This is a genomic window from Streptomyces sp. NBC_01723, from assembly GCF_036246005.1.
GTDB lineage: Bacteria > Actinomycetota > Actinomycetes > Streptomycetales > Streptomycetaceae > Streptomyces.
Genome location: NZ_CP109171.1, coordinates 4,525,119 through 4,549,863, shown reverse-complemented (window position 1 = coordinate 4,549,863; position 24,745 = coordinate 4,525,119). Strand labels below are relative to the sequence as shown.

Here is a 24,745-nt window from a genome sequence, read left to right as displayed (position 1 = left end):
GATCGGAGGGTCATGACTGCGCCCACGAAGTCCTCGCACAGCGGCCCCTCCGACCCCGCCGCCGCCTTGTCCGGCGTGCCGTTGCACGCCCCCGTCATCGACTGGTTCGCCGAGCACGCCCGCGACCTGCCGTGGCGGCGCCCGGAGGCCGGCGCGTGGGGCGTGATGGTCAGTGAGTTCATGCTCCAGCAGACGCCGGTGAGCCGCGTCCAGCCCGTCTACGAGCAGTGGCTGGCGCGCTGGCCGCGCCCCGCCGACCTCGCCGCCGAGGCGCCCGGCGAGGCGGTCCGCGCCTGGGGCCGGCTCGGCTACCCGCGCCGCGCCCTGCGGCTGCACGGTGCCGCCGCGGCCATAACGGAACGGCACGGCGGCGACGTACCGGCGGACCACGCCCAGTTGCTGGCGCTGCCCGGCATCGGCGAGTACACGGCCGCCGCGGTCGCCTCCTTCGCCTACGGCCAGCGGCACCCCGTGCTGGACACCAACGTCCGCCGGGTGTTCGCCCGCGCGGTCACCGGCGTGCAGTACCCGCCGAACGCCACCACCGCCGCCGAGCGGAAGCTGGCGCGCGCGCTGCTGCCGGAGCAGGAGACGAGGGCCGCCCGGTGGGCCGCCGCCTCCATGGAACTGGGCGCGCTGGTCTGCACGGCGAAGAACGAGTCGTGCCAGCGCTGCCCGATCGCCGGGCAGTGCGCCTGGCGGCTGGCCGGCAAGCCCGCGCACGACGGACCGCCGCGCCGCGGCCAGACCTACGCGGGCACCGACCGGCAGGTGCGCGGCCGGCTGCTCGCGGTGCTGCGGGAGGCGTCCGGGCCGGTGCCGCAGTCGGCGCTCGACCAGGTGTGGCACGAGCCGGTCCAGCGGGCCCGCGCCCTGGACGGCCTGGTGTCCGACGGTCTGGTGGAGCCGCTGGCGGACGGGCTGTACCGGCTGCCGCTGAGCTGACGGACAGCGGGGCCACAGGGGCGGCGGTGCCGGTGTCACAGAAACACCAGCCCCGTCGGCCCCGGTTACAGCCCTGGTAACGGACAAATCGCCACTTGTCTCCATCAAGTGGCGCGCCGCTTTACCCGGTTCCTACTTCCGTTACACAACCGACGGACAGCCGAGTGTTCGTCGCAGGCTGCTCCGCACAGCGCCGTGACAACGCTTCCCTACCTTCGTTTCTGTGCCCGGCGGGCACGGCAGGACCAGGGATCACAGGCAGTGGGCCGGCGGTGACCACACCGGCGGAGTACGGGGATCGGAAGGCGGTTGACCATGGGCGAGGTGCTCGAGTTCGAGGAGTACGTCCGGACGCGGCAGGACGCGCTGCTGCGCAGTGCCCGGCGTCTGGTCCCGGATCCGGTCGACGCCCAGGACCTGCTGCAGACCGCGCTGGCGCGGACGTACCGCCGCTGGTCGACCATCGAGGACAAGCGGCTGGCCGACGCCTACCTGCGCCGGGTCATGATCAACACGCGGACCGAGTGGTGGCGGGCGCGGAAGCTGGAGGAGGTGCCGACCGAGCAGCTCCCCGAGTCCTGCGTGGACGACTCCACCGAGCAGCACGCGGACCGCGCCCTGCTGATGGACGTCATGAAGGTGCTCGCCCCGAAGCAGCGCAGCGTCGTGGTGCTGCGACACTGGGAGCAGATGTCCACGGAGGAGACCGCCGCCGCCCTCGGCATGTCGGCCGGCACGGTCAAGAGCACGCTGCACCGAGCGCTCGCCCGGCTCCGCGAGGAGCTGGTCACCCGCGATCTGGACGCACGGGCGCTGGAGCGTGAGGAGCGGGAGCGTTGCGCGGCCTGACCGTCGGTCGATCACCCGGGGAGACCCGGAGGGGCACGCAGGCGACGAGTGCGGCGGTGGCCGTGTTCGTCGCCCTCGGCGTGTGTCTGTCCGGCTGCGCGGCCGGCGGCACCGGCACCCGCGACGAGGGCGCGGCCCACGCGGACGCGGTGGGCGGCGCCGCCTCCTCCTCGCCGGCCGCCTCCCCCTCCAAGGTCCCCGACCGGGTGGACGCGGTGCGGCTGGTCAAGTCGGACCCCAAGGTCTCCGAAGAGGTCAAGCACGAGCTGAAGCCGTGCGTCGCCGACGAGTACCCCGTCGACGTGTCGTACGGCGAGCTGACCGGCGGCACGGCGGAGGACGTCGTCGTCAACGTCCTGACGTGCGGTGACGCGGTGGGTGTGGGCAGTTACGTGTACCGCGAGCGGGACGGCGCGTACCAGAATGTGTTCCGGACGGAGGAGCCTCCGGTCTACGCGGAGATCGACCGCGGCGACCTGGTGGTGACCAAGCAGGTGTACGAGCGGGGCGACCCGGTGTCCAGTCCGTCCGGCGAGAACGTGATCACGTACCGCTGGGCGTCGGGCCGGTTCGCCGAGCAGTACCGCACCCACAACGACTACAGCAACGCCGCGGGCAACGCACCGACTCCGGTCCCGGACGCGGACGGCTGAGGCGGGCGGGCGTGAACCGATCGGGCGGCTCGCCGCGATGACCGGGTGAACGCGCTGCGCGGCCCGGGCGTCCGTCCCAGTGGGCGTCCGTGACCGCACCCGCGTCCGGCGACCGCCCCCGACCCCATCACAACGAGGACTGAGAGCACCGGGATGGCAGACCAGACCCACGTCCTGTTCGTCGAGGACGACGACGTCATCCGCGAGGCCACCCAGCTCGCCCTGGAGCGGGACGGCTTCGCGGTCACCGCGATGCCCGACGGGCTGTCCGGCCTGGAGTCCTTCCGGACCGACCGGCCCGACATCGCGCTGCTCGACGTCATGGTGCCGGGGCTCGACGGGGTGAGCCTGTGCCGCCGGATCCGGGACGAGTCCACGGTGCCGGTGATCATGCTGTCGGCGCGGGCGGACTCCATCGACGTCGTCCTGGGTCTGGAGGCCGGTGCCGACGACTACGTCACCAAGCCGTTCGACGGGGCCGTGCTGGTCGCCCGGATCCGGGCGGTGCTGCGGCGCTTCGGCCACGCCGGCGGCGGGGACCGGGGGGACGCGGCGGACCACGCGGACACCGGGGGCGTGCTCACCTTCGGCGAGTTGGAGGTGGACACCGAGGGTATGGAGGTGCGCCGGGCCGGACGGCCGGTGGCGCTCACGCCGACGGAGATGCGGCTGCTGCTGGAGTTCTCCTCGGCGCCGGGGACGGTGCTCTCGCGCGACAAGCTGCTGGAACGGGTCTGGGACTACGGCTGGGGCGGGGACACCCGCGTCGTCGACGTGCACGTGCAGCGGCTGCGCACCAAGATCGGCCAGGACCGGATCGAGACGGTCCGCGGCTTCGGCTACAAGTTGAAGGCCTGAGGCGAGGACACAGGGATATGCGGGGGTTCTTCCGACGCCGGACCGCCTCGCCTGCGGGGCGCGCGGACGGCCGCACGGGGCCGGACACTGGTACGAGACCGGAGAGCGGTACGCGCGGTCCGGGTCCGCACGGGCCGGGTTCGAACGGGCCGGGTTCGAACGGCCGACGTCCGGACGGGCCGGGCTCGCACGGCCCGCGTCCGCACGGGCCGGGCTCGCGCGGCCCGCGTCCGGACGGCACACGTCCGCGCGGCCTGCGCGCGCGTGGCATCCGCACCGGGCTGCGCTGGAAGCTCAGCGCGGCGATCGCCCTGGTCGGCGCGCTGGTGGCGGTCGTCCTGAGCCTGGTCGTGCACAACGCGGCCCGGGTGTCGATGCTGGACAACGCCCGTGACCTCGCGGACGACCGGATCCTGATCGCCCAGCGCAACTACGAGCTGTCGGGGCGGCAGAACTTCCCCAACGCCAAGATCGACGATCCCGAGCTGCCGGTGGAGCTGCGCCGCAGGGTGGAGGCCGGGCAGCGGGCGACGTACGTCACCGAGCGGGACGACGGGGTGACGGACATCTGGGCCGCGGTGCCGCTCAAGGACGGGCACGTGATGTCCCTGCACTCCGGTTTCACCGACCGCAGCGCGGACATCCTCACCGATCTCGACCAGGCCCTCGTCATCGGCTCCATCGCGGTGGTCCTCGGCGGCAGCGCGCTCGGGGTGCTCATCGGGCGCCAGCTGTCGCGGCGGCTGCGGGACGCGGCGGCGGCCGCCAACCAGGTCGCCAACGGGGAGCCGGACGTGCGCGTCCGGGACGCCATCGGCGGGGTCGTCCGGGACGAGACCGACGACCTCGCGAGCGCGGTGGACGCGATGGCGGACGCGTTGCAGAAGCGGCTGGAGGCCGAGCGGCGGGTCACCGCGGACATCGCGCACGAGCTGCGCACCCCGGTGACCGGGCTGCTCACCGCCGCCGAGCTGCTGCCGCCGGGCCGGCCGACCGAGCTGGTCCTGGACCGGGCGAAGGCGATGCGCACCCTCGTCGAGGACGTCCTGGAGGTGGCCCGGCTCGACGGGGCCTCGGAGCGGGCCGAACTCCAGGACCTGATGCTGGGCGACTTCGTGACCCGGCGGGTGGCGGCGAAGGACCCGGCCGTGGAGGTGCGGGTGATCCACGAGTCGGCGGTCACCACCGACCCGCGCCGCCTGGAGCGGGTGCTGTTCAACCTGCTCGCCAACGCCGCCCGGCACGGCCGCTCGCCCGTCGAGGTCAGCGTCGAGGGCCGGGTGATCCGGGTCCGCGACCACGGGCCGGGCTTCCCCGAGGACCTGCTCGCCGAGGGCCCGAGCCGCTTCCGCACCGGCAGCACGGACCGGGCCGGGCGCGGGCACGGGCTCGGCCTGACCATCGCGGCCGGCCAGGCCCGGGTCCTGGGCGCCCGCCTCACCTTCCGCAACGTCCGCCCCGCCGGGGCCCCCGACCACGTCCCGGCGGAGGGCGCGGTCGCGGTGCTGTGGCTGCCGGAGCACGCGCCGACGAATACGGGGAGCTATCCGATGCTGCCGGACCGGGCGACCCCCGGCCCCGGCTAACAGGCGAAGTCCTGGTCCAGGTCGAGGCCGCCCTCGCGGGGCTGGGTGAAGGAGAACCAGTTGCCGGAGTCGTCCCGGAAGAGCGCCTCGGTGCCGTACGGGCGCTCCTGCGGCTCCTGGAGGAATTCCACCCCGCGGTCCTTGAGCCTCTTGTAGTCGCCGTGGATGTCGTCGGTGGTCAGCACGCCGGCGCCGAGCGCGCCCTTGGCCACCAGCTTCCGGATCATCTCGGCGGACTCGGGGTCCATCGCCGGGCCGTTCGGGAGCATCAGGGTCAGCTCCACGTCCGGCTGGTTCGGCGAGCCGACGGTGAGCCAGCGCATGCCGCCCTCGCCCATGGTCATGTCGGTGCGGACCTCGAGGCCCAGCTTCTCGGTGTAGAACTGCTTGGCCCGCTCCTGGTCGAGGACCCAGACGGTCGAGATGGCGAGGCCCTTGATCATGGCGTGCTCCTGCTGTTTCGTGGCCGGTTTCGCTTGCTCTGCCACGGTAGGCAGCATCGTCCTCAGCCCGCTTCTCCGGAATTGCGGCGCACCCCGCCCGCCCAGTGCATGACGTAGCAGCCCGGTATCAGGGCGGTCCCCCGGCCCACGTGCCTGGTCCGGTACTCGCTCGGGGGCAGCCCGGTCCTGGCCTTGAACCGGCTGGAGAAAGTGCCCAGGCTGCTGAAGCCGACCAGGTGGCAGATCTCGGTCACGGACAGGTTGGCGGTGCGCAGCATGTCCTCGGCGCGCTCGATGCGGCGGCGGGTGAGGTACTGGCCGGGTGTCTCGCCGTACGCCTCCTTGAAGGCGCGCAGGAAGTGGTACCGCGAGTACCCGGCGTGGGCCGCGACCGCGTCCAGGTCCAGTGCCGGGTCGGCCCAGTCGCGGTCCATGGCGTCCTTCGCCAGCCGCAGCTGCCGCAGCTTGTCCATGGGCCGATGGTGGCACGGGGCACCGACATCGGCGGGCCCGCGCGGGCGCCGCGCACTGGCCGGCTGGAGCGTCCCGACCGGCGCGGCATCGACGTGCTCACCGCGGACGGCGGCGAGTACCTCTCCTTCGCGCCGGTCACAGCGCGCAAGGGGTGCGCACCGCCGGGTACGGCGAAGACCCCCGGGGGCGGTGCCACCCGGAGGTCTTGGCGGAAGGCCGCGGATTCGGCCTCCGTGCGGTCAGACCGTCTCGGTCACCGGCGCCTTCGCCGTCTTCCCGTCGTCGCCGTCGGCCGGGGCGTCGGCCGGCTGCGGGCCCGCGCCCTTCAGCGGGACCTCCTTCACGAAGACCGCCGCGACCAGTGCGAGGACCGCCACCACGGCGCCGAGCAGGAACGCGCCGTGGGTGCCCGAGGACACCGCGTGCTGGTAGGCGTCGCGGGCGGCCTCCGGCAGCTTGGCCAGGCTCGCCGCGTCCAGTTGCGCCGACTGCTCCGTCACCTTGGAGCCCAGCGCCCCGGCCCGCTCCGCCATCACGTCCTGGACGCGGTGGTTGAACAGGGCGCCCATGATCGCGACGCCGAAGGAGGAGCCGAGGGTGCGGAAGAGGGTGGTGGACGAGGACGCGACGCCCATGTCCTTCATCTCCACGCTGTTCTGCGCCACCAGCATCGTGATCTGCATCAGGCAGCCCATGCCGAGACCGACGACGGCCATGTACAGGCCGGAGGTGAAGCGGGTGGTGTCGGTGTCCATCAGGGAGAGCAGGAACAGGCCCACCGTCATCAGCGCGCCGCCCAGCACCGGGAAGATCTTGTAGCGGCCGGTGTTGGTGGTGACCCGCCCCGCCACCATCGACGTGACGAGCATCGCGCCCAGCATCGGCAGGAGCAGCAGCCCGGAGTTGGTCGCGGAGGCGCCCTGCACCGACTGCTGGTACAGCGGCAGGAAGAGGGTGGCGCCGAACATCACGAAGCCGACGATGAAGCCGATGATCGACATCAGCGTGAAGTTGCGGCTGCGGAAGATGTGCAGCGGCACGATCGGCTCGGCCGCCCTGGTCTGCCAGAACACGAACCCGACCAGCGCGGCGACGCCGATGCCGATCAGCTCCATGATCCGCGCGGAGGTCCAGGCGTACTCGGTGCCGCCCCAGGTGGTCACGAGCACGATGGCCGTGATGCCGATGGTCAGCAGCGCGGCGCCCAGGTAGTCGATCCGTGCCTGGCTGCGCTTCTTCGGCAGGTGCAGGACGGCGCTGACGGCCACCAGGGCGACCGCGCCGAGCGGCAGGTTGATGTAGAAGGACCAGCGCCAGCCCCAGTGGTCGGTGATGGTGCCGCCGACCAGTGGTCCGCCGATCATCGCCAGCGCCATGACGCCGGCCATCATGCCCTGGTACTTGCCGCGCTCCCGCGGCGGTATGAGGTCGCCGATGATGGCCATGACGCCGACCATCAGACCGCCGGCGCCCAGGCCCTGGACGGCGCGGAAGCCGATGAGCTGGCCCATGTCCTGGGCCATGCCGCTGAGCGCGGAGCCCACCAGGAAGATCACGATCGAGGTCATGAACGAGCCCTTGCGCCCGTACAGGTCGCCGAGCTTGCCCCACAGCGGGGTCGAGGCCGCGGTCGCGAGGGTGTAGGCGGTGACCACCCAGGACAGGTGCTCCAGGCCGCCCAGCTCGCCCACGATCGTCGGCATCGCGGTGCCGATGATCATGTTGTCGAGCATCGCGAGCATCATCGCGATCATGAGAGCGAGCAGGACCACCCGCACGCTCCTCGGCTGCTTGCCGGCACCGGCCTCACCGGTCCCCGCCTGTGGTATCTCCGCCATCGCTCCCACTTCCCCCAGCTACCGCTGTCTTCCGGTCCCACTTACTTGCCGCCCGGCAAGTTGACTGCACTCGGGAAGGTAGTCGCGTAACTAGCCGGTCGTCAAGTAAGTTTTTCGGAAAGGGCGCGGAACGGGCAGAGTGCGCTGAACAGGAGGTGCGCGGGAGAATGGGCGGCACGATGAACGGCACCAGGCAGCAGCGACGCCGCGGGGACACCCGCCAGCGCATCCAGGACGTGGCCCTCGGTCTCTTCGCCGAGCAGGGGTACGAGAAGACCTCGCTGCGCGAGATCGCCGAGACCCTGGACGTCACCAAGGCCGCGCTGTACTACCACTTCAAGACCAAGGAAGAGATCCTGGTCAGCATCTTCGAGGACCTCTCGCGACCGCTGGAGGACCTGATCGCCTGGGGGCGGGAGCAGCCGCACACCCTGGAGACGAAGCAGGAGATCATCCGCCGCTACAGCGAGGCGCTGTCGGGTGCGGCGCCGCTCTTCCGCTTCATGCAGGAGAACCAGGCGACCGTACGGGACCTGCGCATCGGCGAGCTGTTCAAGACCCGCATGTTCGGCCTGCGCGACATCCTCATCGACCCGGAAGCGGACCTGGTCGACCAGGTCCGCTGTGTGAGTGCGCTGTTCACGCTGCACGCCGGGATGTTCGTACTCCGGGACCTCGAAGGCGACCCCGAGGAACAGCGCGCTGCCGTTCTCGAGGTCGCCACGGACCTGGTGACCCAGGCGCACCGGGGAGCCGAGGGCTCCGGATCCGGGCCCGGGTCCTAGCCGGTCCCCGTCGGACGGGTCACCGTCAGACGGTCACGCCCTTGTCCCGCAGGAACGAGACCGGGTCGACGGCCGAACCGTAGTTGGCGGTCGTACGGATCTCGAAGTGCAGGTGCGGGCCGCTGGAGTTACCGGTGTTGCCGGACTTGGCGATCGACTGGCCGGTCTTCACGACCTGGCCTATCTTCACGTTCACCTTGGACAGGTGGGCGTACTGGGAGTACGTGCCGTTGCCGTGCTTGATGACGATCGCGTTGCCGTAGGCGGGGCCGTCACCGGCGCCGTTGCCGCCGGCCTTGACCACGGTGCCGCCGTGCGTGGCGACGACGTTGGTGCCGATCGGCACGGCGAAGTCCTGGCCGCTGTGCTTGCTCGCCCACATGCCGCCGTTCTGGGCGAAGCTGGCGCTGAGCTTGTACTTCTTCACCGGGTCCACCCAGGAGGCGGCCTTCTTCTTGGTGGCCGTCTTCTTGGCGGTGGCCTGCTTGGCGCTCGCCTGCTCGGCCTTCGCCGCCTTGGCCTGCGCCGCGGCCTGGGCCTCGACGGCGCTCGCCGTGGTGGAGGAGGTGGAGGCCGCCGTGGTGCCGGTGGCGGCCGCGACCCCGGCTCCCAGTGCGACCGAGGCTCCGAGGCCGGCGGCCATCACCGCGGCGCGGGTGCGAAGGGTCGTACGGGAAGAACGGGACGTGACACGCGGAAACATTCGAACCTCATGGGGACGGGTACAGAGGAAAGCCCCTCCGAGCGAGACGCACAGGGCGCTCGTCGGCCGGGCTCAACCTTGGTAACCCGGCGGACCCGAACCGCACAAAGGTGTGACCTACGACCTTATTTAGTACTTGAGCGCGATACTTCACGACTCTTGACAGAGCAGCCATTCCGGACAAAACCAGCTCAGGCGCCCGGCGGCCGCCAACCGGCGCGGACCGTTATGTCCGGTTTCGTAGTTCTCGCGGCTTCCACTATTCCCCGTAGTAAAGGACCAAGGGCCTGTGCGCCATGTCACCGGCGACCGTGATCGATAGGCCGGTGAATGTGACCGGGGCTACTCCCGGTCCGCTTAACCCGCCACCTGCACAAGGGCGTTCACCTAGGCTCGCAACATGGTCGACGTCACAGCAGTGGGGGCACGTGTCGCGTCCAGCGCGGTCGCTCCGCTCGTCCGCAAGCTGTTCGTACGGGACGGGCCCGGGGCGGGGCTGGTGGACCGGCCGGTGCGGATATCGGCGCTGGTGTCGTTCCGGGGCGAGAAGCGGACCGTCACCCCCAAGGACGTCGACCGGATCGCCCAGGAACTGGTCCGCCGGGCGCTGGCGGCGGCCGGGCCCGGCGAGGAACCCGTCGGGGCCGGCGAGGCGAGTGCCGTCAAGGACGCCCTGGCCCGCACCCTCGCCCGGCTCGGCGAGATCACCGTCGAGGACTACGAGGCCGTCGGGCTCGGACCGGAGCGCTTCGCCCGCGCGCTGCGCACGGACGTGCCGCTGGCGCCGTACGGGCTGAGCGAGGGCGGCCTGCTGCTCTACGAGCGGCTGCTGCACACCGCCGCGCTGCACATCCTGAACTTCCTCACCCAGCGCTCCACCTTTGTGGCCCGGCAGCAGACCGTGCAGACCCGGCAGCTCGCCCGGCTCGTCCAGGGCGTCGACGTCCTGCTGGAACGGCTGCCGTCCCAGTCGGCCGAGGACGCCGGGTTCGAGGAGCGTTACGCGGATCACGTCACCGCCCGCTACGGCACCCTCACCATCTACGGGCTGGACGCCGGTACCCGGGAGTGGCCGCTGGACACGGCGTACCTGAGCCTGGAGGCGACCCGGCCGCAGGCGGGGCGGGACGGGCGCCGGGACACCGCCCACCCGACCGTGGCCGCCGAGCAGGTCCTCGCCGGACAGGACCAGGTCTTCCTGCGCGGCGTCGCCGGATCAGGCAAGACGACCCTGGTGCAGTGGCTCGCGGTGACCACGGCGAGCCGCGTCTACGACCACGGGCTGACCCACCTCATCGGGCGGGTGCCGTTCGTGCTGCCGATGCGCCGGATCGTGCGGCCCGGGGCCGAGCTGCCCTTTCCCGGCGACTTCCTGCGGGCCGTCGGCTGTCCCGTCGCCGGGGAGCAGCCGCCGGGGTGGGTGGAGCGGGTCCTGCGCGCGCAGCGCGGGGTGCTGCTGGTCGACGGCATCGACGAGATCGCCGGTGAGCGCCGCGCCGCCGCCCGGCGCTGGCTGCGGGAGCTGGTGCGGGCCTTCCCCGGCAACCTGTGGCTGGTCACCTCGCGCCCCTCGGCCGTACCGGAGGAGTGGCTGGCCGCCGAGGGTTTCGGCGAGCGCGTGCTGGCCCGGATGTCGCAGGACGACGTCGCCACCTTCGTACGGCGCTGGCACCGCGCGGCCGGCGCCGAGGCGTCGGTCGGCGAGGCGCTGCTGCGGTCGGTGCGGACCACCTCGGAGCTGAACCGGCTGGCCACCAACCCACTCATGTGCGGGATGCTCTGCGCCCTGCACCGCGACCGGCGCGGCTTCCTGCCGCAGGACCGCAGGTCCCTGTACGAGGCCGCGCTGACCATGCTCCTCGAACGCCGGGACCGGGAGCGTGAGCTGCACGACCCCGACGGGATCCGGCTGGCGTACGCGATCCAGGTGCAGCTGCTGCAGAAGCTGGCGTGGTGGCTGATCCGCAACAGCCGCCTGGAGATGGACCGGGCCGAGGCGCTCCAGCTCATCGGCGGCGCGCTGCCCGCGCTCGGCCTGGACGGGGCCGGTGAGGAGGACGTCTTCCGCGCCCTGCTGCTGCGCTCCGGGCTGCTGCGCGAACCCGCCGAGGGGAGGGTGGACTTCCTCCACCGCACCTTCCAGGACTACCTGGGCGCCCGGCTGGCCGTGCAGGACCTGGACTTCGGCCTGCTGGTCAACCACGCTGACGACGACGCGTGGGAGGACGTCATCCTGCTCGCCGTCGCGCACGCCCGGCCCAAGGAGGCGGAGCACATACTGCGCCGGCTGACCGAGGAGGGCACACCGCGCGGCACCCTGCTGGCGGCGGCCGGGCTGCGGTACGCGGCCGAGGTGGAGCCCGGGACACGGCGGCTGGTGGAGGAGCAACTGGGCGCCCTCGTCCCGCCGTCCACCTTCGAGCTGGCCGGGGAGATCGCGCGCCGGGGCGGCGACCTGGTGCTCGCGCTGCTCCCGGGCCCGGAGGGCGTCGACGACCTCACCGCCGCCATCGTGGTCGGCACCGCCGTGGAGGTGGGCAGCGAGGCAGCGCTGCACTTCCTGACCCGCTTCCGGGACCATCCCGGCCGGGACGTCCAGGTGATCCTGGCCGACTCCTGGCACCGCTTCGACCGGGACCGGTACGCCCGCGACATCCTCGCGCACCTGCGCGAGCAGTGGCCCGTCCAGGTGTCCACCCTCGACGATCTGCGCGCGCTGCGCGCGCTCGGCGGCTGGGAGCAGATCGTGGTGCGCGGCGCGTACCGGATCGAGGACCTGACCGCGCTGATCGTGCCGGAGCGCCTCACGTACCTGGCGCTGGAGGCTCCGCACCCGGTCGAGGGCCTGGCCTGGCTGTCGGCCTTCCCCGTGCTGGACACCGTCCACGTGGCGGCCGGCGACGCGGACGCGGCCGTGGCACGGGAGCTGCCGGCCGGCCTGGAGATCACCTGGGAGTCCGACCGGCAGCCGTCCCCCATCCACCACCAGGGGTAGCCCACAGCATGGATACCGTCGTCCACACCCCGTCCGACCTCGCCGCGCCCCTCGTCCGCAGAATCTTCCGCGTCCCCGACCGGCCGCCGGTGGGGCCCGAACCGGTGCCCGCCCTCACCACCTGGCAGGGACCCGCGGACGACGTCCACCGCACCGCCGCCGACCTGGTGCACCTCGCCGCCGAACGGCACACCGCGCCCACCGCCGAACTGGCCCCGGTCGTCGACGTCCTGGCCCGCACCCTGCTCGCCATCGCCCGGGTCGACGTCACCGACGCCGACGCGGTCCGGATGGGCCCGCAGGACTACGCGCGGCGGCTGCGGGGCGCGGTGCAGGGCGCGGACCGCGAACTGTCTCCGGACGCCGCCTGGTTCCACGACGCGCTGCTCGTCTCGGTCTGCCTGCACGTCCTGCACCATCTGGTACGCCGCTCCCCCTACATCCAGCGGCAACTGCCGGGCCGGGCCAGCCGGATCGCGCAGCTGGTCGACCTGGGGGACGCCGAGGCGGCGGCCCGGCAGCCCGAACGGTCCGAGGAGGACGCCGCGTTCGAGGCCGAGTACGCGCAGTGGGTGGCCCGGCGGCATGGCTGGCTGACCATCGTGGGCGTGGACTTCCCCAACGCGCCCGACCGTTGGCCGCTGGAGGAGACCTACCTGAGCCTCGAGGCGGAGGAACGCAGCGGCGCCGCGGGCGTCACGGGCGACGAGCAGCGCACGGTGCTGCTCGCGGACCGGGCCCTGGAGGACCACGAGCGGGTGCTGCTGCGCGGCGGCGCGGGCTCGGGCAAGACGACCCTGGTGCAGTGGCTGGCCGTGGCCGCCGCCCGGCAGGGCACCCGGGTCCCCTTCGTACTGCCCGTACGCCGCTTCGCCCGCGAGGGGTTCCCGGCGCCGGACGACTTCCTGCACGCGGTGCGGCACCCGCTCGCCGACCGGGCGCCGGAGGGCTGGGTGGTGCGCACCCTGCTCGCCGGGCGGGCGCTGCTGCTGGTCGACGGCATCGACGAGGCGCCCGAGAAGGCGCGCGGTGAACTGCGCGACCGGCTCAGGCGGCTGCTGCGCGTCTTCTCCGGCAACGGCTGCCTGGTCACCTCCCGCCCCTCCGCCGTGTCGGAGGGCTGGCTCTCGGGCGGCGGGCTGGCCGAGGAGGACTTCGTCGAGCTGGCCCTCGCGCCCATGTCGCGGGACCAGGTGACGCGGTTCGTCCGGGACTGGCACTCGGCGGCCCGGCTGGACGAGCGGGACAGGGCCCCGGGGCCCCGGGAGCGCGGCACGCTGGACGAGTACGAGCAGCGGCTCCTGCACTCCGTACGGATCTACCGCGAGCTGCGCCAGCTCGCCACCAACCCCCTGATGTGCGGCCTGATATGCGCCCTGAACCGGGACCGGGCCGGCTCCCTCCCGAGCGGCCGCAAAGAGCTGTACGACGCCGCCCTGGAGATGCTGCTGCAGCGCCGCGACCCCGAACGGGACGTGCTGTACGCCGATGACGTGCGGCTCCAGCAGAGCACCCGGGAGCGGCTGCTCCAGAAGCTGGCGCACGCGATGCTGGAGGAGGACGCCTCGGAGCTGACCGCCGAGCGGGCGGTCGGCATCCTGGACGCCGCGCTGCCCGCGATGCCCGCCGCCCGCGCCCAGGGCGACGGCGCGAAGATCTTCCGGCATCTGCTGCACCGCACCGGCCTGCTGCGCGAACGCTCCGGCGAGTCGGTCGACTTCGTGCACCGCACCTTCCAGGACTACCTGGCGGCGAAGGAGATCGTGGCGCGCGGCCGGTTCCCCACGCTGGTGGACCACGCCCACCAGGCCGAGTGGGAGGAGGTCATCCGGATGTCCGCCGCGCATGCCCGCCCCGAGGAGTGCGCGCAGTTCCTGGAGCGGCTGCTCGCCCCCGCGCCCGGGCTGCGCCGCCCGCAGATCAATCACCGCAGGCTGATGGCCGCGGCCTGCCTGGAGCACGTCACCGAACTCGACCCGGCCGTCCAGCAGCTCGTCCACGACCGGACGAAGAACCTGGTCCGCCCGACCACCGAGCTGGCCGCGCGCGGTCTCGGCTGGGTCGGCCCCATCGTCCTGGAGCTGCTGCCCGACCCGGGGCAGGTCCCCGACGACCGGCAGGCGCTGCTGCTCGCGCTCACCGCGACCCGGGTCGAGGACGACGCGGCCATCGACTACCTGGCCCGCCTCCGGTCCCGTTCCGCCCTGCCGGTACGCACCGAACTCGCCCGGGGCTGGAGGAACTTCGACACCGAGCGGTACGCCCAGGAGATCATCGCCCACCTGGACCCGGACGGCCTGTACTTCCCGGTCGCCGACACCGCCGAGCTGGCGGCGCTGCGCGCTCTCGGCGGGCGGGCGCGCATCCAGGTGGCCGGCGTGATGCGCGCGGAGGAGCTGACGGAGGGTCTGCTGCCCGACCGGCTGACCCACCTGTGGCTCAACGCGGAGCTGCCGGACACGGACGTCTCCTGGCTCTCCCACTTCCCGCAACTGCGGGTCCTGCGGGTCAATCCGCGGCTCCCACGGGTACGAAACGTGCCCGACGGGGTGGAGATCACCGCGTAGTCGCAGCTCAGGACCCTGACTACTGCTCAGTAACCCAATCGTTGCCGTCCGGCCACTTGCTGGGGCAAGCATGCACGCGACAACTTTGGTGCCGTCAGGCATCCGCGCAGGCATGAGAGGAATCCAACCCCCCATGACCGAACAGACCGGACAGACCAGACAGACCCGGCGTACCTGGAAGCAGGCCGTCGGCACCGTGGCCGTCACCGCGGCGGCGCTCACCGTGGCGGTCACACCCGCCGGCGCCGCGACGCCCGAGGCGCCGGCCTCCGCCGTTTCGACCGCCGCCGTGACGAGTGCCGCCGCGGACGTCGACTACGACACCTGGCAGCGGGACTGCCGGGCCGTGATGGACGGCGCCCTGCCCTATCTCAAGGAGCGGATCGGCGACGCCCGGCCCGGCGAGAAGCAGGCGATCGTCCTCGACATCGACAACACCGCCCTGGAGACCGACTTCGGCTTCAGCTACCCGCAGCCCGCCAACCGGCCCGTCCTGGAAGCCGCCCGGTACGCCCAGGAGCGCGGCGTCGCACTGTTCTTCGTCACCGCCCGGCCGGGCATCATCGAACTGCCCACCGAGTGGAACCTCGCGCACGCCGGCTACGACTCCTCCGGCCTGCACGTGCGCGGCTTCCTCGACCTGTTCCGGGACGTAGCCGAGTACAAGACCGAGCAGCGGGCGAAGATCGAGTCGAAGGGCTACACGATCATCGCGAACATCGGCAACAGCGCCACCGACCTGTCGGGCGGGCACGCCGAGAAGACGTTCAAGCTGCCCGACTACGACGGCCAGTTGTCCTGACGCCGGATAGGCTCCCCTGGTCGACCGACCAGGGGAGCCTCAGGTGGAACCGACCGTACTCGGCGGGAAGTTGGCGTCCAGCCTGGTCGCCCCGCTGGTGAAGAAGCTCTTCGTGACCGGCGGCCCCGGCGCCGCACTGGTCGACCGGCCGGTCCGGCTGACCCGCCTGGTGTCCTTCAGGGGCGAGCAGCGCACCCTCGGCGAGAAGGAGGTGCGCGGGCTCGCGGGGCGACTGGTCGCCGACGCCCTGGACTCCCCCGGCGAACGCCCCTTCCCGCGCGACGAGGCGACCGCCGTCGCCGACGCCCTGGCCGCGCGGCTGCTGGCCCTCGGCGACCTGGACATGGACGACGTCCAGGCGGTGCGGCTGGGGCACCGGGAACTGGCCGCCCGGCTGCGGACCGCCGCCGGGCCCTGGGACGGCCTCTCCGCCGACGCGGGCCACTTCCTCGACTCGGCGACGGAGTGGGCCTGCCTGCACATCCTGGAGTTCTTCACCCGGCGCTCCACGTTCGTCGCCCGGACGCTGGTGGAGCAGACCCGCGGCCAGGCGGAGCTGATCGCCAAGGTCGACGAGCTGATCACCCGCGTCCCGCGCCCGGACGCCCGGGACACGGCGTTCGAGCGCCGGTATCTGCCGTACGCGGCCGAGCAGTACAACCACATCACCATCTACGGCATCGACCTGCGCGACTCCCCCGACAGGTGGCCGCTGGAGGTCGCCTACCTGAGCCTGGAGGCGACCGGCGACGAGGAGCGCACCGCCCTGCCGGGCGAGCGCGCCGAACCGGAGCACACCGTCCGCCTCGCCGCCGAGCACGCCCTGCGCACCCACGACCGCGTGCTGCTGCGCGGCGACGCCGGCTCCGGCAAGACGACCCTGGTGCAGTGGCTGGCGGTCACCGCCGCCCGGGACGGCGACCGGGTCCCGTACGTCCTGCCGTTGCGCACCCTCGTCCGGGCGGGCACGCTCCCGGCGCCCACCGCCTTCCTCACGGCCGTGGGATGCCCGCTCACCCCGCCCGAGGGCTGGGCCGAGCGGGTGCTGACGGCCGGCCGGGGCCTGGTCCTCGTCGACGGCCTGGACGAGATCCCCGCCGCCGAACGGCACCGCACCCGCGACTGGCTCCTCGCCCTGATCCGCGCCTACCCCGGCAACCGCTGGCTGCTCACCTCCCGCCCCAGCGCCGTACGCCCCGACTGGCTGGCCGGGGAGGGCTTCCGGGAGCTGGCCCTGACCCCGATGCGCCGGGCCGACGTCACGACCTTCGTGCGCCGCTGGCACACGGCCGCGCGCGCCCCCGAGTACGAGGCCCTGCTGCTCGACTCCCTGCACACCAAGCGCGACCTGGCCCGCCTCGCCACCAACCCCCTGATGTGCGGCCTGATCTGCGCCCTGCACCGGGAACGGCGGGGCTATCTCCCCACCGGCCGCAAGGAGTTGTACGACGCCGCCCTCACCATGCTGCTCGCCCGGCGGGACCGGGAGCGGGGCATGGAGGCCGTGGACCTGGGCGAGGAGGCCCAACTGGAGCTGCTCCAGCGGCTCGCGTACGCGCTGGTGCTGAGCGGGCGCACGGAGATGGACGTCGCCACGGCCGAGTCCATCGTGGAGCGCGCGCTGCCGTCGGTCGCCTCGGCGGCGGGACGGGGCGACGCGGCGACGGTCCTGCGGGAACTGCTGCTCCGCAGCGGCCTGCTCCGCCGTCCCACCGAGGGCACCCTGGACTTCGTCCACCGCACCTTCCAGGACTACCTGGGCGCCCGGTACGCGGTCGAGGAGGGCCACCTGGACGTCATCGCGGGCCATGCGGCCGACCCCCACTGGGAGGACGTGATCCGCATGGCGGTGGCCCACGCCCGCCCCGGTGAGCGGGCGGTCCTGCTGCGCCGGCTGCTCGCGGCGGACACCCCGCGCCTCACGCTGCTGGCCCTTGCCTGCCTGGAGTACGCCACCGCGCTGGACCCGACGGTGCGCGCGGAGGTGGAGGCCCGGGCGGGGACGCTGATTCCGCCGGGTTCGACGGAGGAGGCGAAGGCCCTCGCGGAGGCGGGTCCGCTGGTGCTGGAGCTGCTGCCGGGCCCGGAGGGGCTGTCGGACGCGGAGGCGCACGGGGTGACGGTGACGGCCTCGCTGCTGGCGGCGCACGAGCCGGCCGGCGCCCTGGCGGTGCTGCGCAGGTTCCGGGGCCACCCCTCACTCGACGTGCGGCGGCAGCTGGTCGGGACCTGGGACCGCTTCGAGCCGCGGGAGTACGCGACGGAGGTGCTGGACCACCTGGACCGGACGGCCCTCTTCCTGACCTGCCGGACCAAGGCCCAGCGCGAGGCGCTGCCCGCGATGGGACCGTGGACCCACCTCACGTTCCTCGGGGACCACCCGATCACCGGGATCACCGGGATCACCGACTGCGTGACGGAGCCGGGGGCGGTCGAGGAGCTGCAGCTCGTCAACAACACCGAGGTGACCGAGCTGGGTGACCTCTCGGCCTTCGCGTCCCTGCGGCTCCTGCTGGTCGACTGCCGGTCGGTCCGGGACCTGGGACCGCTCACCGCGCTGTCGCTCACGGCCCTGCTGATCAGCCGGACCGCCGCCGATCTCACCGGCCTCTCGGACCTGGCCTCGATCACCCATCTGACCGTGGCGCACCGGCTCCCCGGCACGCGGCTGACGGACTCCCTCCCCGCGGCCGCGCCCCTGAAGTACCTCTACCTCGGCGAGGACGCCGTCGCCGGTACCGGCCTTCGGGGTCTTTCCCACTGGGAGACGCTGCAAGCCCTGTACCTGTCCCCGAGCACGCGCCTCACCGCCGAGGACTGGGCGGAGATCCGGCGACTGCCGCAGCTCACCATCCTGTACCTGCACAGCTCCCTGTTCCCCGACAGCATCCGGACGATGCCCACGCTCCCGGGCGTCGACGACCTCAACCTCATCGCCCTGGACGGGGGCGAGGACGTCTCGGTCCTCGCGCCCCGCCTCCCCGACGTGCGCACGGTCGCACTCCAGGCCGCCCCCGGCGCCCGGCTCGACGGCGCGCGCCTCGCCACGCTCTTCCCCGACGCCGAGGTGACCCTGGAGTGAGGGCACCGGCATGACGAAAGGGGCTGCCCGGGACCGAAGTCCCGGGCAGCCCCTTTCTCGGCTCACCCCCGGAGGGCTAGGCCTCCTTGCTCAGGTTCGGCCCCGCGCCGCCGGCCGCCTGCTCGATCGGCGGGACGTCGGGCAGTGCCGACTTCTCCTCGCCGCGGAACGTGAAGGTCTGGGACTCGCCCTCGCCCTCCGTGTCCACGACCACGATGTGGCCCGGGCGCAGCTCGCCGAAGAGGATCTTCTCCGACAGCGTGTCCTCGACCTCGCGCTGGATCGTGCGACGCAGCGGCCGCGCGCCCAGCACCGGGTCGTAGCCCTTCTTGGACAGCAGCTCCTTGGCGGACTGGGAGAGCTCGATGCCCATGTCCCGGTCCTTGAGGCGCTCGTCGACCTTGCCGATCATCAGGTCGACGATCCGCAGGATGTCGTCCTGGCTGAGCTGCGGGAAGACGACCACGTCGTCGACGCGGTTGAGGAACTCGGGCCGGAAGTGCTGCTTCAGCTCGTCCTGGACCTTGTTCTTCATGCGCTCGTAGTTGGTCTTCTTGTCACCCGCGGCGGCGAAGCCGAGGTTGAAGCCCTTGGAGATGTCCCGCGTGCCGAGGTTGGTCGTCATGATGATGACCGTGTTCTTGAAGTCCACGACCCGGCCCTGGGAGTCGGTCAGGCGACCGTCCTCCAGGATCTGCAGCAGCGAGTTGAAGATGTCCGGGTGGGCCTTCTCGACCTCGTCGAAGAGGACGACGGAGAACGGCTTGCGGCGGACCTTCTCGGTCAGCTGGCCGCCCTCTTCGTAGCCCACGTAACCGGGGGGCGAACCGAAGAGACGCGACACCGTGTGCTTCTCGCTGAACTCCGACATGTCGAGGGAGATCAGCGCGTCCTCGTCACCGAAGAGGAACTCCGCGAGCGCCTTGGACAGCTCGGTCTTACCGACACCGGACGGACCGGCGAAGATGAACGAGCCACCCGGACGCTTCGGGTCCTTCAGACCGGCACGGGTACGGCGGATCGCCTTGGAGAGCGCCTTGACGGCGTCGACCTGGCCGATGACCCGCTTGTGGAGCTCGTCCTCCATGCGCAGTAGGCGCGAGGACTCCTCCTCCGTGAGCTTGAAGACCGGGATGCCGGTGGCGGTCGCGAGGACCTCGGCGATCAGCTCGCCGTCGACCTCGGCGACGACGTCCATGTCGCCGGCCTTCCACTCCTTCTCCCGCTTGGCCTTCGCGGCGAGGAGCTGCTTCTCCTTGTCGCGCAGGGACGCGGCCTTCTCGAAGTCCTGCGAGTCGATCGCGGACTCCTTGTCGCGGCGGACGCCGGCGATCTTCTCGTCGAACTCGCGCAGGTCCGGCGGCGCGGTCATCCGGCGGATCCGCATCCGGGAGCCGGCCTCGTCGATCAGGTCGATCGCCTTGTCCGGGAGGAAGCGGTCCGAGATGTAGCGGTCGGCGAGCGTGGCCGCCTGCACCAGGGCCTCGTCCGTGATCGAGACGCGGTGGTGCGCCTCGTACCGGTCACGGAGACCCTTGAGAATCTCGATCGTGTGCGGCAGCGACGGCTCCGCGACCTGGATGGGCTGGAAGCGGCGCTCCAGGGCCGCGTCCTTCTCCAGGTGCTTGCGGTACTCGTCCAGCGTGGTCGCACCGATGGTCTGCAGCTCACCGCGGGCCAGCATCGGCTTCAGGATCGACGCGGCGTCGATGGCGCCCTCGGCGGCACCCGCACCGACCAGCGTGTGCAGCTCGTCGATGAACAGGATGATGTCGCCGCGCGTGCGGATCTCCTTGAGCACCTTCTTCAGGCGCTCCTCGAAGTCACCGCGGTAGCGGGAGCCGGCCACCAGCGCGCCGAGGTCCAGGGTGTAGAGGTGCTTGTCCTTGAGGGTCTCGGGCACCTCGCCCTTGACGATGGCCTGCGCGAGGCCCTCGACGACGGCGGTCTTGCCGACGCCGGGCTCACCGATGAGCACCGGGTTGTTCTTGGTACGGCGGGACAGCACCTGCATGACCCGCTCGATCTCCTTCTCGCGCCCGATGACCGGGTCGAGCTTGGACTCGCGAGCGGCCTGGGTGAGGTTCCGGCCGAACTGGTCGAGAACCAGGGACGTGGAGGGCGTGCCCTCCGCAGGACCGCCGGCGGTGGCGGTCTCCTTGCCCTGGTAACCGGAGAGCAGCTGGATGACCTGCTGCCGCACCCGGTTGAGATCGGCGCCCAGCTTGACCAGGACCTGGGCGGCGACGCCCTCGCCCTCACGGATCAGGCCGAGCAGGATGTGCTCCGTGCCGATGTAGTTGTGACCCAGCTGGAGGGCCTCGCGGAGCGACAGCTCCAGGACCTTCTTGGCACGGGGGGTGAAGGGAATGTGACCCGACGGGGCCTGCTGGCCCTGCCCGATGATCTCCTCCACCTGCTGGCGGACCGCCTCGAGCGAAATCCCGAGGCTCTCAAGGGCCTTGGCGGCGACACCCTCACCCTCGTGGATCAGGCCCAGGAGGATGTGCTCGGTGCCGATGTAGTTGTGGTTGAGCATCCGGGCTTCTTCCTGAGCCAGGACGACAACCCGCCGCGCGCGGTCGGTGAACCTCTCGAACATCGTTAATCGCTCCTCAGAGCGGTCAGGCAGTAAGGGGAACTTCCCCTCCCTGTCCTTCCGCAGCTTAGTCCCGCAAGCGGGGACCGCTCATTCCAACTGCCGACACCGTCGATGGCCTCCTGACCCCTGACGCCGACATCTGCCACAACCCGATGGTGCGAGACGATGTTCCCGCAGGCCAGGCACTTACCCCACTCGCCAGTACGCCGATGGCGAACGCGAGACGGCCCGGGCTGCGTGTCGCCCCCTCCCACTAGGGATGTCTTACCCGCTGGGACTGACACTCCATGCCGCGTGCACCGGTTCCCTCCGCTACGGGCGAACAACCTTGCACCTCCCCGCACCCCCGCACGCCCCCATCGCCAGCACCCTGAGCAACAGCCTCGGTACCCAGCGTAACTTCAGCGTACTTTCGACCGTTGCGCTTGGCATGGTTGGCGCCCTGCCCCCGGTACCCGTCGTCCCTCCGGCCGCTCCCGGCCCTCCGGTCCCACCCGTTCCCCCGGCTCCCGCCGCGGTGCCGCCACCGCGTCGGTCGCTCGAGGCGGGCGGCGCGCGAGGGGAAGGGGCGCGGTGGGAAGGGGTGCGGTCCTGGTACGAGGACGTGCTCGGGTGGCCGACGGTGCCCGGAGTTCCGCCCCGGCTGCGCGTGGGCGTCCGCTTCGACGTCCTGGACGTCCCGGGCGAGGCCGGTCGCGCGGCGCTGGAGCGGCTCGGACCGACGGGCCCGGTGGCGGTCCAGGGCGAGCGGATGCTGCTGCTCGTGGCGGCGGGCGGCGCGGAGGAGGTGCCGGGGCTGCTGGAGTGGCTGGAGTGGGGGTCGCTGCCGCTCGATCTGACCGCGGTGGGCACGGGCGGCCTCGTGGACGCGCCCCTCGCGCCCGCCACCGGGCCGGGGTCCGGCCCTGACGGGCCGCGGGGGGCCGCCTTCTGGCTGCGGCCCCCGGAGCCGGGATGCGAGGTCGAGACCTCGCTGCCGACGCTGTCGGTCCTCGGGGACACCAAAAGCGCCCCGGATCTCGCACGGCTCGTCCGCACCCTGGCTACGCAGTGCCACCGGGTCCGGCTCGGCGCCGGGCGCGGCCGGTGACGGTGACGCGGGCGACGGCGCGGGCGGTGTCGCGGGCCGGGTGATCAGCCGTTGGCCTTCTCGTACGCCTCGCGGATGATCGCGGGAACACGACCGCGGTCGTTGACCTCGTAACCGTTCTCCTTCGCCCAGGCGCGGATCGCCGCGGTGTCCTGGCTGCCACCGGAAGAGGCGCGCGCCTTGCCGCGACCGCCCGAGGCACGGCCCCCGGTACGGCGGCCACCCTTGACGTAGGCGTCGAGAAGACCACGGAGCTTGTCCGCGTTGGCAGTGGTGAGATCGATCTCGTACGTCTTGCCGTCGAGTGCGAACGTCACGGTCTCGTCTGCCTCGCCGCCGTCGAGGTCATCGACAAGAAGGACCTGAACCTTCTGTGCCACCGGATTTCCTTTCATCGATAACGTGAGGGCCGGAGGTCCGTCGGCGTCCGCCGTATCGCCGTCCCTTGTTATATGCAGTACTGCACTACGCCGGAAAGCAAACCGCTTTTGCCGGAAAAACACAAACCCCCGACGGAGACCGGCAGCCCGACTCCGGGCCGGAAACATACGCGTTTCGGACATAGGGTCTGGCACTGTCCGGCGATCACAGATGCAGAAGCATCCGACTGTTACCCAAGGTGTTCGGTTTCACTCGTTCGAGACCGAGGAACTCCGCAACGCCCTCGTCATAGGAACGCAGCAGCTCCGCGTAGACATCGGTGTCGACCGGCGTCTCCCCGATCTCCACGAAGCCGTGCTTGACGAAGAAGTCCACTTCGAAGGTCAGACAGAAAACACGGCGAACACCGAGCCAGCGCGCCGTGTCCAGCAACTTCTCCAGCAAGTGATGTCCCACGCCGGCGCCCTTCAGGCCCGGCTTCACCGCGAGAGTGCGCACTTCCGCGAGGTCTTCCCACATCACGTGCAGGGCACCGCAGCCGACCACCTCGGCGTTGTCGTCCCGTTCCGCGACCCAGAACTCCTGGATGCTCTCGTAAAGCGTCACCATCGCTTTGTCGAGCAGGATACGGTCGCGGACGTACGCGTCGAGGAGCCGGCGTACGTCCGGGACATCCCTGGTACGGGCCCGCCGGACGGTGATGGCATTTGACATGTGGGGACGCTATCGCTCGCCGCCGTCCGGTACGGAGCCGGGGTTGGGCGCGGGGGTTTCGGGTCCCTGCACGATGCGGATGGCGTCTCTGAGGGCCTGCCGCTGTTCCTCGCTCATCATGCCGAAGAAGGCGATGAGGGCGGCGGCGGGGTTGTCGCTCTGCGACCACGCGTCGTTCATCAGCGCGGCGGCGTAGGCGGCGCGGGTGGAGACCGCCTCATATCGATAGGCCCGGCCTTCCGACTCGCGGCGGACCCAGCCCTTCTGATGGAGATTGTCCAAAACGGTCATCACGGTGGTGTACGCGATGGACCGTTCCTGTTGGAGGTCTTCCAGGACTTCTCGAACGGTCACGGGGCGGTTCCACTTCCACACCCTCGTCATGACCGCGTCTTCGAGTTCTCCCAATGGGCGAGGCACGCTCCGAACGATAGTGGGAGATCTCGCCGATCGCGTGCTGGACGTGCAGTTTTGCTGGCAAACGGGCACGGAAAGGGCGTACGGCTCCCGTGGTCGTGCGGGAGCCGTACGCGCGGTGAGGTCAGCCTTCGGCGTGGGAGGACTGCTGCCGGGCGCCCTCCGCCCGGGCGAGGGCGGCGTCCACGGCCGCGTCCTCCTTGGCCTTGTTGGCGCCGCCCTGGGTCTTCACGATCACCCGGATCAAGCCGATGAAGAACACGGCCATGACGGCCGGGGGCAGGAGCGCGGAGACGTAGTCCATGGACCCAGGGTAGCCAGGGGGCGTCAGCCGGCCGCGAGGTGGTGCCGTGAGCCGGGGGCGGGCGGGGCCGGCTTGCGGCGGGGGAAGACCTCGCCGGGGGTCGGGACGGGGCGTTTCGGGGTGGCGGGGGCCGGGGCCGGTCGGGGGGCCGGCTTCTGGGCGGGCTTCTGGGCGGGCTTGTCGGGCTGCTGGCCGCCGGGGAGGGCGTGCAGGTGGGTGCGGGCGGCGGGGAGCCTGACGGTGGGGGCGGTGGGGGCGGTGGGGGCGGTGGGGGGCGCCGGGGGTGCGCAGCGGGTCAACAGCGCGGCCGCGGTGGGGTTGCCGCGCAGGGCGCCGAGGGCGGCGAGGTCGTCCGCATGGGGGCGGTGGCCGGCGCCCAGGGCCTCGTCCAGCAGTGCGAGGTAGCCGCTGGCGGTACCGGGGAGGGCGGCGCGGTACCGGGCGAGGTCGGCCACCAGGAAGGCGCGTAGCCGGGCGCTCTCCCGCATCGCCTCGTCGAGCGACTCTGCGAGGCGGAGGCAGTCCTGGGCCTCCTCCGCCGAGACGGGACTGGGGTTCAGGGCACGGGCGAGAGCGCGCCGGAGCACACACAGCTCCTGAGCACCGAACGCCATGCCGCCGCGGGTTCCGTAGGGCGTGGGCATGTGGTGACGATAC

Annotated in this window: 21 protein-coding genes; 11 read left to right on the top strand and 10 right to left on the bottom strand. The window is 71.9% G+C overall.

Features of this window, described 5'->3' with window-relative positions:
* Positions 1-12 precede the first annotated feature (12 nt).
* The 5 genes from OIE75_RS21095 to cseC all read left to right on the top strand — a co-directional run bounded on the left by OIE75_RS21095 (position 13) and on the right by cseC (position 4,891).
* Complete coding sequence (locus OIE75_RS21095; RefSeq protein WP_329471807.1) at positions 13-945, top strand: A/G-specific adenine glycosylase; 933 nt, start codon at positions 13-15, stop codon at positions 943-945.
* A 309-nt stretch (positions 946-1,254) separates the two neighbouring features.
* On the top strand, positions 1,255-1,794 hold the full coding sequence (locus OIE75_RS21090; protein WP_329471806.1) for a SigE family RNA polymerase sigma factor: 540 nt from the start codon (positions 1,255-1,257) through the stop codon (positions 1,792-1,794).
* Complete coding sequence (locus tag OIE75_RS21085) at positions 1,782-2,447, top strand: hypothetical protein (protein WP_393568543.1); 666 nt, start codon at positions 1,782-1,784, stop codon at positions 2,445-2,447. Before OIE75_RS21090 ends, OIE75_RS21085 begins: the two co-directional genes overlap by 13 nt.
* A gap of 153 nt (positions 2,448-2,600) precedes the next feature.
* A complete protein-coding gene (gene cseB, locus OIE75_RS21080) occupies positions 2,601-3,305 on the top strand; it encodes a two-component system response regulator CseB (protein WP_161326591.1) in 705 nt (234 codons plus the stop codon).
* 17 nt (positions 3,306-3,322) lie between these two features.
* Positions 3,323-4,891: a two-component system sensor histidine kinase CseC gene (gene cseC / locus OIE75_RS21075; protein WP_329471804.1), complete on the top strand. Its 1,569-nt coding sequence runs from the start codon at positions 3,323-3,325 to the stop codon at positions 4,889-4,891.
* Here cseC and OIE75_RS21070 read toward each other — a convergent pair.
* The 3 genes from OIE75_RS21070 to OIE75_RS21060 form a co-directional block, all read right to left on the bottom strand.
* A complete protein-coding gene (locus OIE75_RS21070; RefSeq protein ID WP_307018055.1) occupies positions 4,888-5,334 on the bottom strand; it encodes a VOC family protein in 447 nt (148 codons plus the stop codon). The genes cseC and OIE75_RS21070 overlap by 4 nt on opposite strands.
* A gap of 62 nt (positions 5,335-5,396) precedes the next feature.
* The gene (locus OIE75_RS21065) at positions 5,397-5,807 is read right to left on the bottom strand and encodes a helix-turn-helix transcriptional regulator (protein ID WP_329471803.1); all 411 of its coding nucleotides are present in this window, start codon (positions 5,805-5,807) and stop codon (positions 5,397-5,399) included.
* A 240-nt stretch (positions 5,808-6,047) separates the two neighbouring features.
* Positions 6,048-7,646 (bottom strand): MDR family MFS transporter, encoded by a 1,599-nt coding sequence (locus tag OIE75_RS21060; RefSeq protein WP_329471802.1) that lies wholly within the window; start codon positions 7,644-7,646, stop codon positions 6,048-6,050.
* Positions 7,647-7,813: 167 nt separating this feature from the next.
* Between OIE75_RS21060 and OIE75_RS21055 the strand changes: the two genes are divergently transcribed.
* Positions 7,814-8,431 carry a TetR/AcrR family transcriptional regulator gene (locus tag OIE75_RS21055; RefSeq protein ID WP_329471801.1) on the top strand — a complete coding sequence of 206 codons (618 nt, stop codon included), beginning with the start codon at positions 7,814-7,816 and terminating at the stop codon, positions 8,429-8,431.
* Positions 8,432-8,456: 25 nt separating this feature from the next.
* On the opposite strand, the gene OIE75_RS21050 is transcribed toward OIE75_RS21055, so the two are convergent.
* Positions 8,457-9,134, bottom strand: coding sequence for a M23 family metallopeptidase (locus tag OIE75_RS21050; RefSeq protein ID WP_329471800.1), 678 nt, complete (start codon positions 9,132-9,134; stop codon positions 8,457-8,459).
* A 400-nt stretch (positions 9,135-9,534) separates the two neighbouring features.
* Here OIE75_RS21050 and OIE75_RS21045 point away from each other — a divergent pair, with 400 nt between their 5' ends.
* The 4 genes from OIE75_RS21045 to OIE75_RS21030 all read left to right on the top strand — a co-directional run bounded on the left by OIE75_RS21045 (position 9,535) and on the right by OIE75_RS21030 (position 18,580).
* Complete coding sequence (locus OIE75_RS21045; protein WP_329471799.1) at positions 9,535-12,129, top strand: NACHT domain-containing protein; 2,595 nt, start codon at positions 9,535-9,537, stop codon at positions 12,127-12,129.
* A gap of 8 nt (positions 12,130-12,137) precedes the next feature.
* Positions 12,138-14,696, top strand: coding sequence for an NACHT domain-containing protein (locus tag OIE75_RS21040; RefSeq protein ID WP_329471798.1), 2,559 nt, complete (start codon positions 12,138-12,140; stop codon positions 14,694-14,696).
* Positions 14,697-14,829: 133 nt separating this feature from the next.
* Complete coding sequence (locus OIE75_RS21035) at positions 14,830-15,498, top strand: HAD family acid phosphatase (protein ID WP_329471797.1); 669 nt, start codon at positions 14,830-14,832, stop codon at positions 15,496-15,498.
* A 43-nt stretch (positions 15,499-15,541) separates the two neighbouring features.
* Positions 15,542-18,580, top strand: a complete 3,039-nt coding sequence (locus tag OIE75_RS21030) for an NACHT domain-containing protein (protein ID WP_329471795.1) — start codon at positions 15,542-15,544, stop codon at positions 18,578-18,580.
* Positions 18,581-18,656: 76 nt separating this feature from the next.
* Here the strand turns inward: OIE75_RS21030 and OIE75_RS21025 are convergent, their stop codons facing one another.
* Positions 18,657-21,182 (bottom strand): ATP-dependent Clp protease ATP-binding subunit, encoded by a 2,526-nt coding sequence (locus OIE75_RS21025; protein ID WP_122616868.1) that lies wholly within the window; start codon positions 21,180-21,182, stop codon positions 18,657-18,659.
* 430 nt (positions 21,183-21,612) lie between these two features.
* Between OIE75_RS21025 and OIE75_RS21020 the strand changes: the two genes are divergently transcribed.
* Positions 21,613-22,272 (top strand): SCO3374 family protein, encoded by a 660-nt coding sequence (locus tag OIE75_RS21020; protein ID WP_329471794.1) that lies wholly within the window; start codon positions 21,613-21,615, stop codon positions 22,270-22,272.
* A 44-nt stretch (positions 22,273-22,316) separates the two neighbouring features.
* Here the strand turns inward: OIE75_RS21020 and OIE75_RS21015 are convergent, their stop codons facing one another.
* The 5 genes from OIE75_RS21015 to OIE75_RS20995 form a co-directional block, all read right to left on the bottom strand.
* Entirely contained in the window at positions 22,317-22,652 is a 336-nt protein-coding gene (locus tag OIE75_RS21015) for a histone-like nucleoid-structuring protein Lsr2 (RefSeq protein WP_064729127.1), read from the bottom strand.
* 205 nt (positions 22,653-22,857) lie between these two features.
* Positions 22,858-23,367, bottom strand: coding sequence for an amino-acid N-acetyltransferase (locus OIE75_RS21010; protein ID WP_122616866.1), 510 nt, complete (start codon positions 23,365-23,367; stop codon positions 22,858-22,860).
* A gap of 9 nt (positions 23,368-23,376) precedes the next feature.
* Positions 23,377-23,775, bottom strand: coding sequence for a BlaI/MecI/CopY family transcriptional regulator (locus tag OIE75_RS21005; RefSeq protein ID WP_122616865.1), 399 nt, complete (start codon positions 23,773-23,775; stop codon positions 23,377-23,379).
* 133 nt (positions 23,776-23,908) lie between these two features.
* Positions 23,909-24,088: a hypothetical protein gene (locus OIE75_RS21000; protein ID WP_329471793.1), complete on the bottom strand. Its 180-nt coding sequence runs from the start codon at positions 24,086-24,088 to the stop codon at positions 23,909-23,911.
* Between the two features lie 23 nt (positions 24,089-24,111).
* Complete coding sequence (locus tag OIE75_RS20995; RefSeq protein WP_329471792.1) at positions 24,112-24,732, bottom strand: hypothetical protein; 621 nt, start codon at positions 24,730-24,732, stop codon at positions 24,112-24,114.
* Between the last annotated feature and the right edge of the window lie 13 nt (positions 24,733-24,745).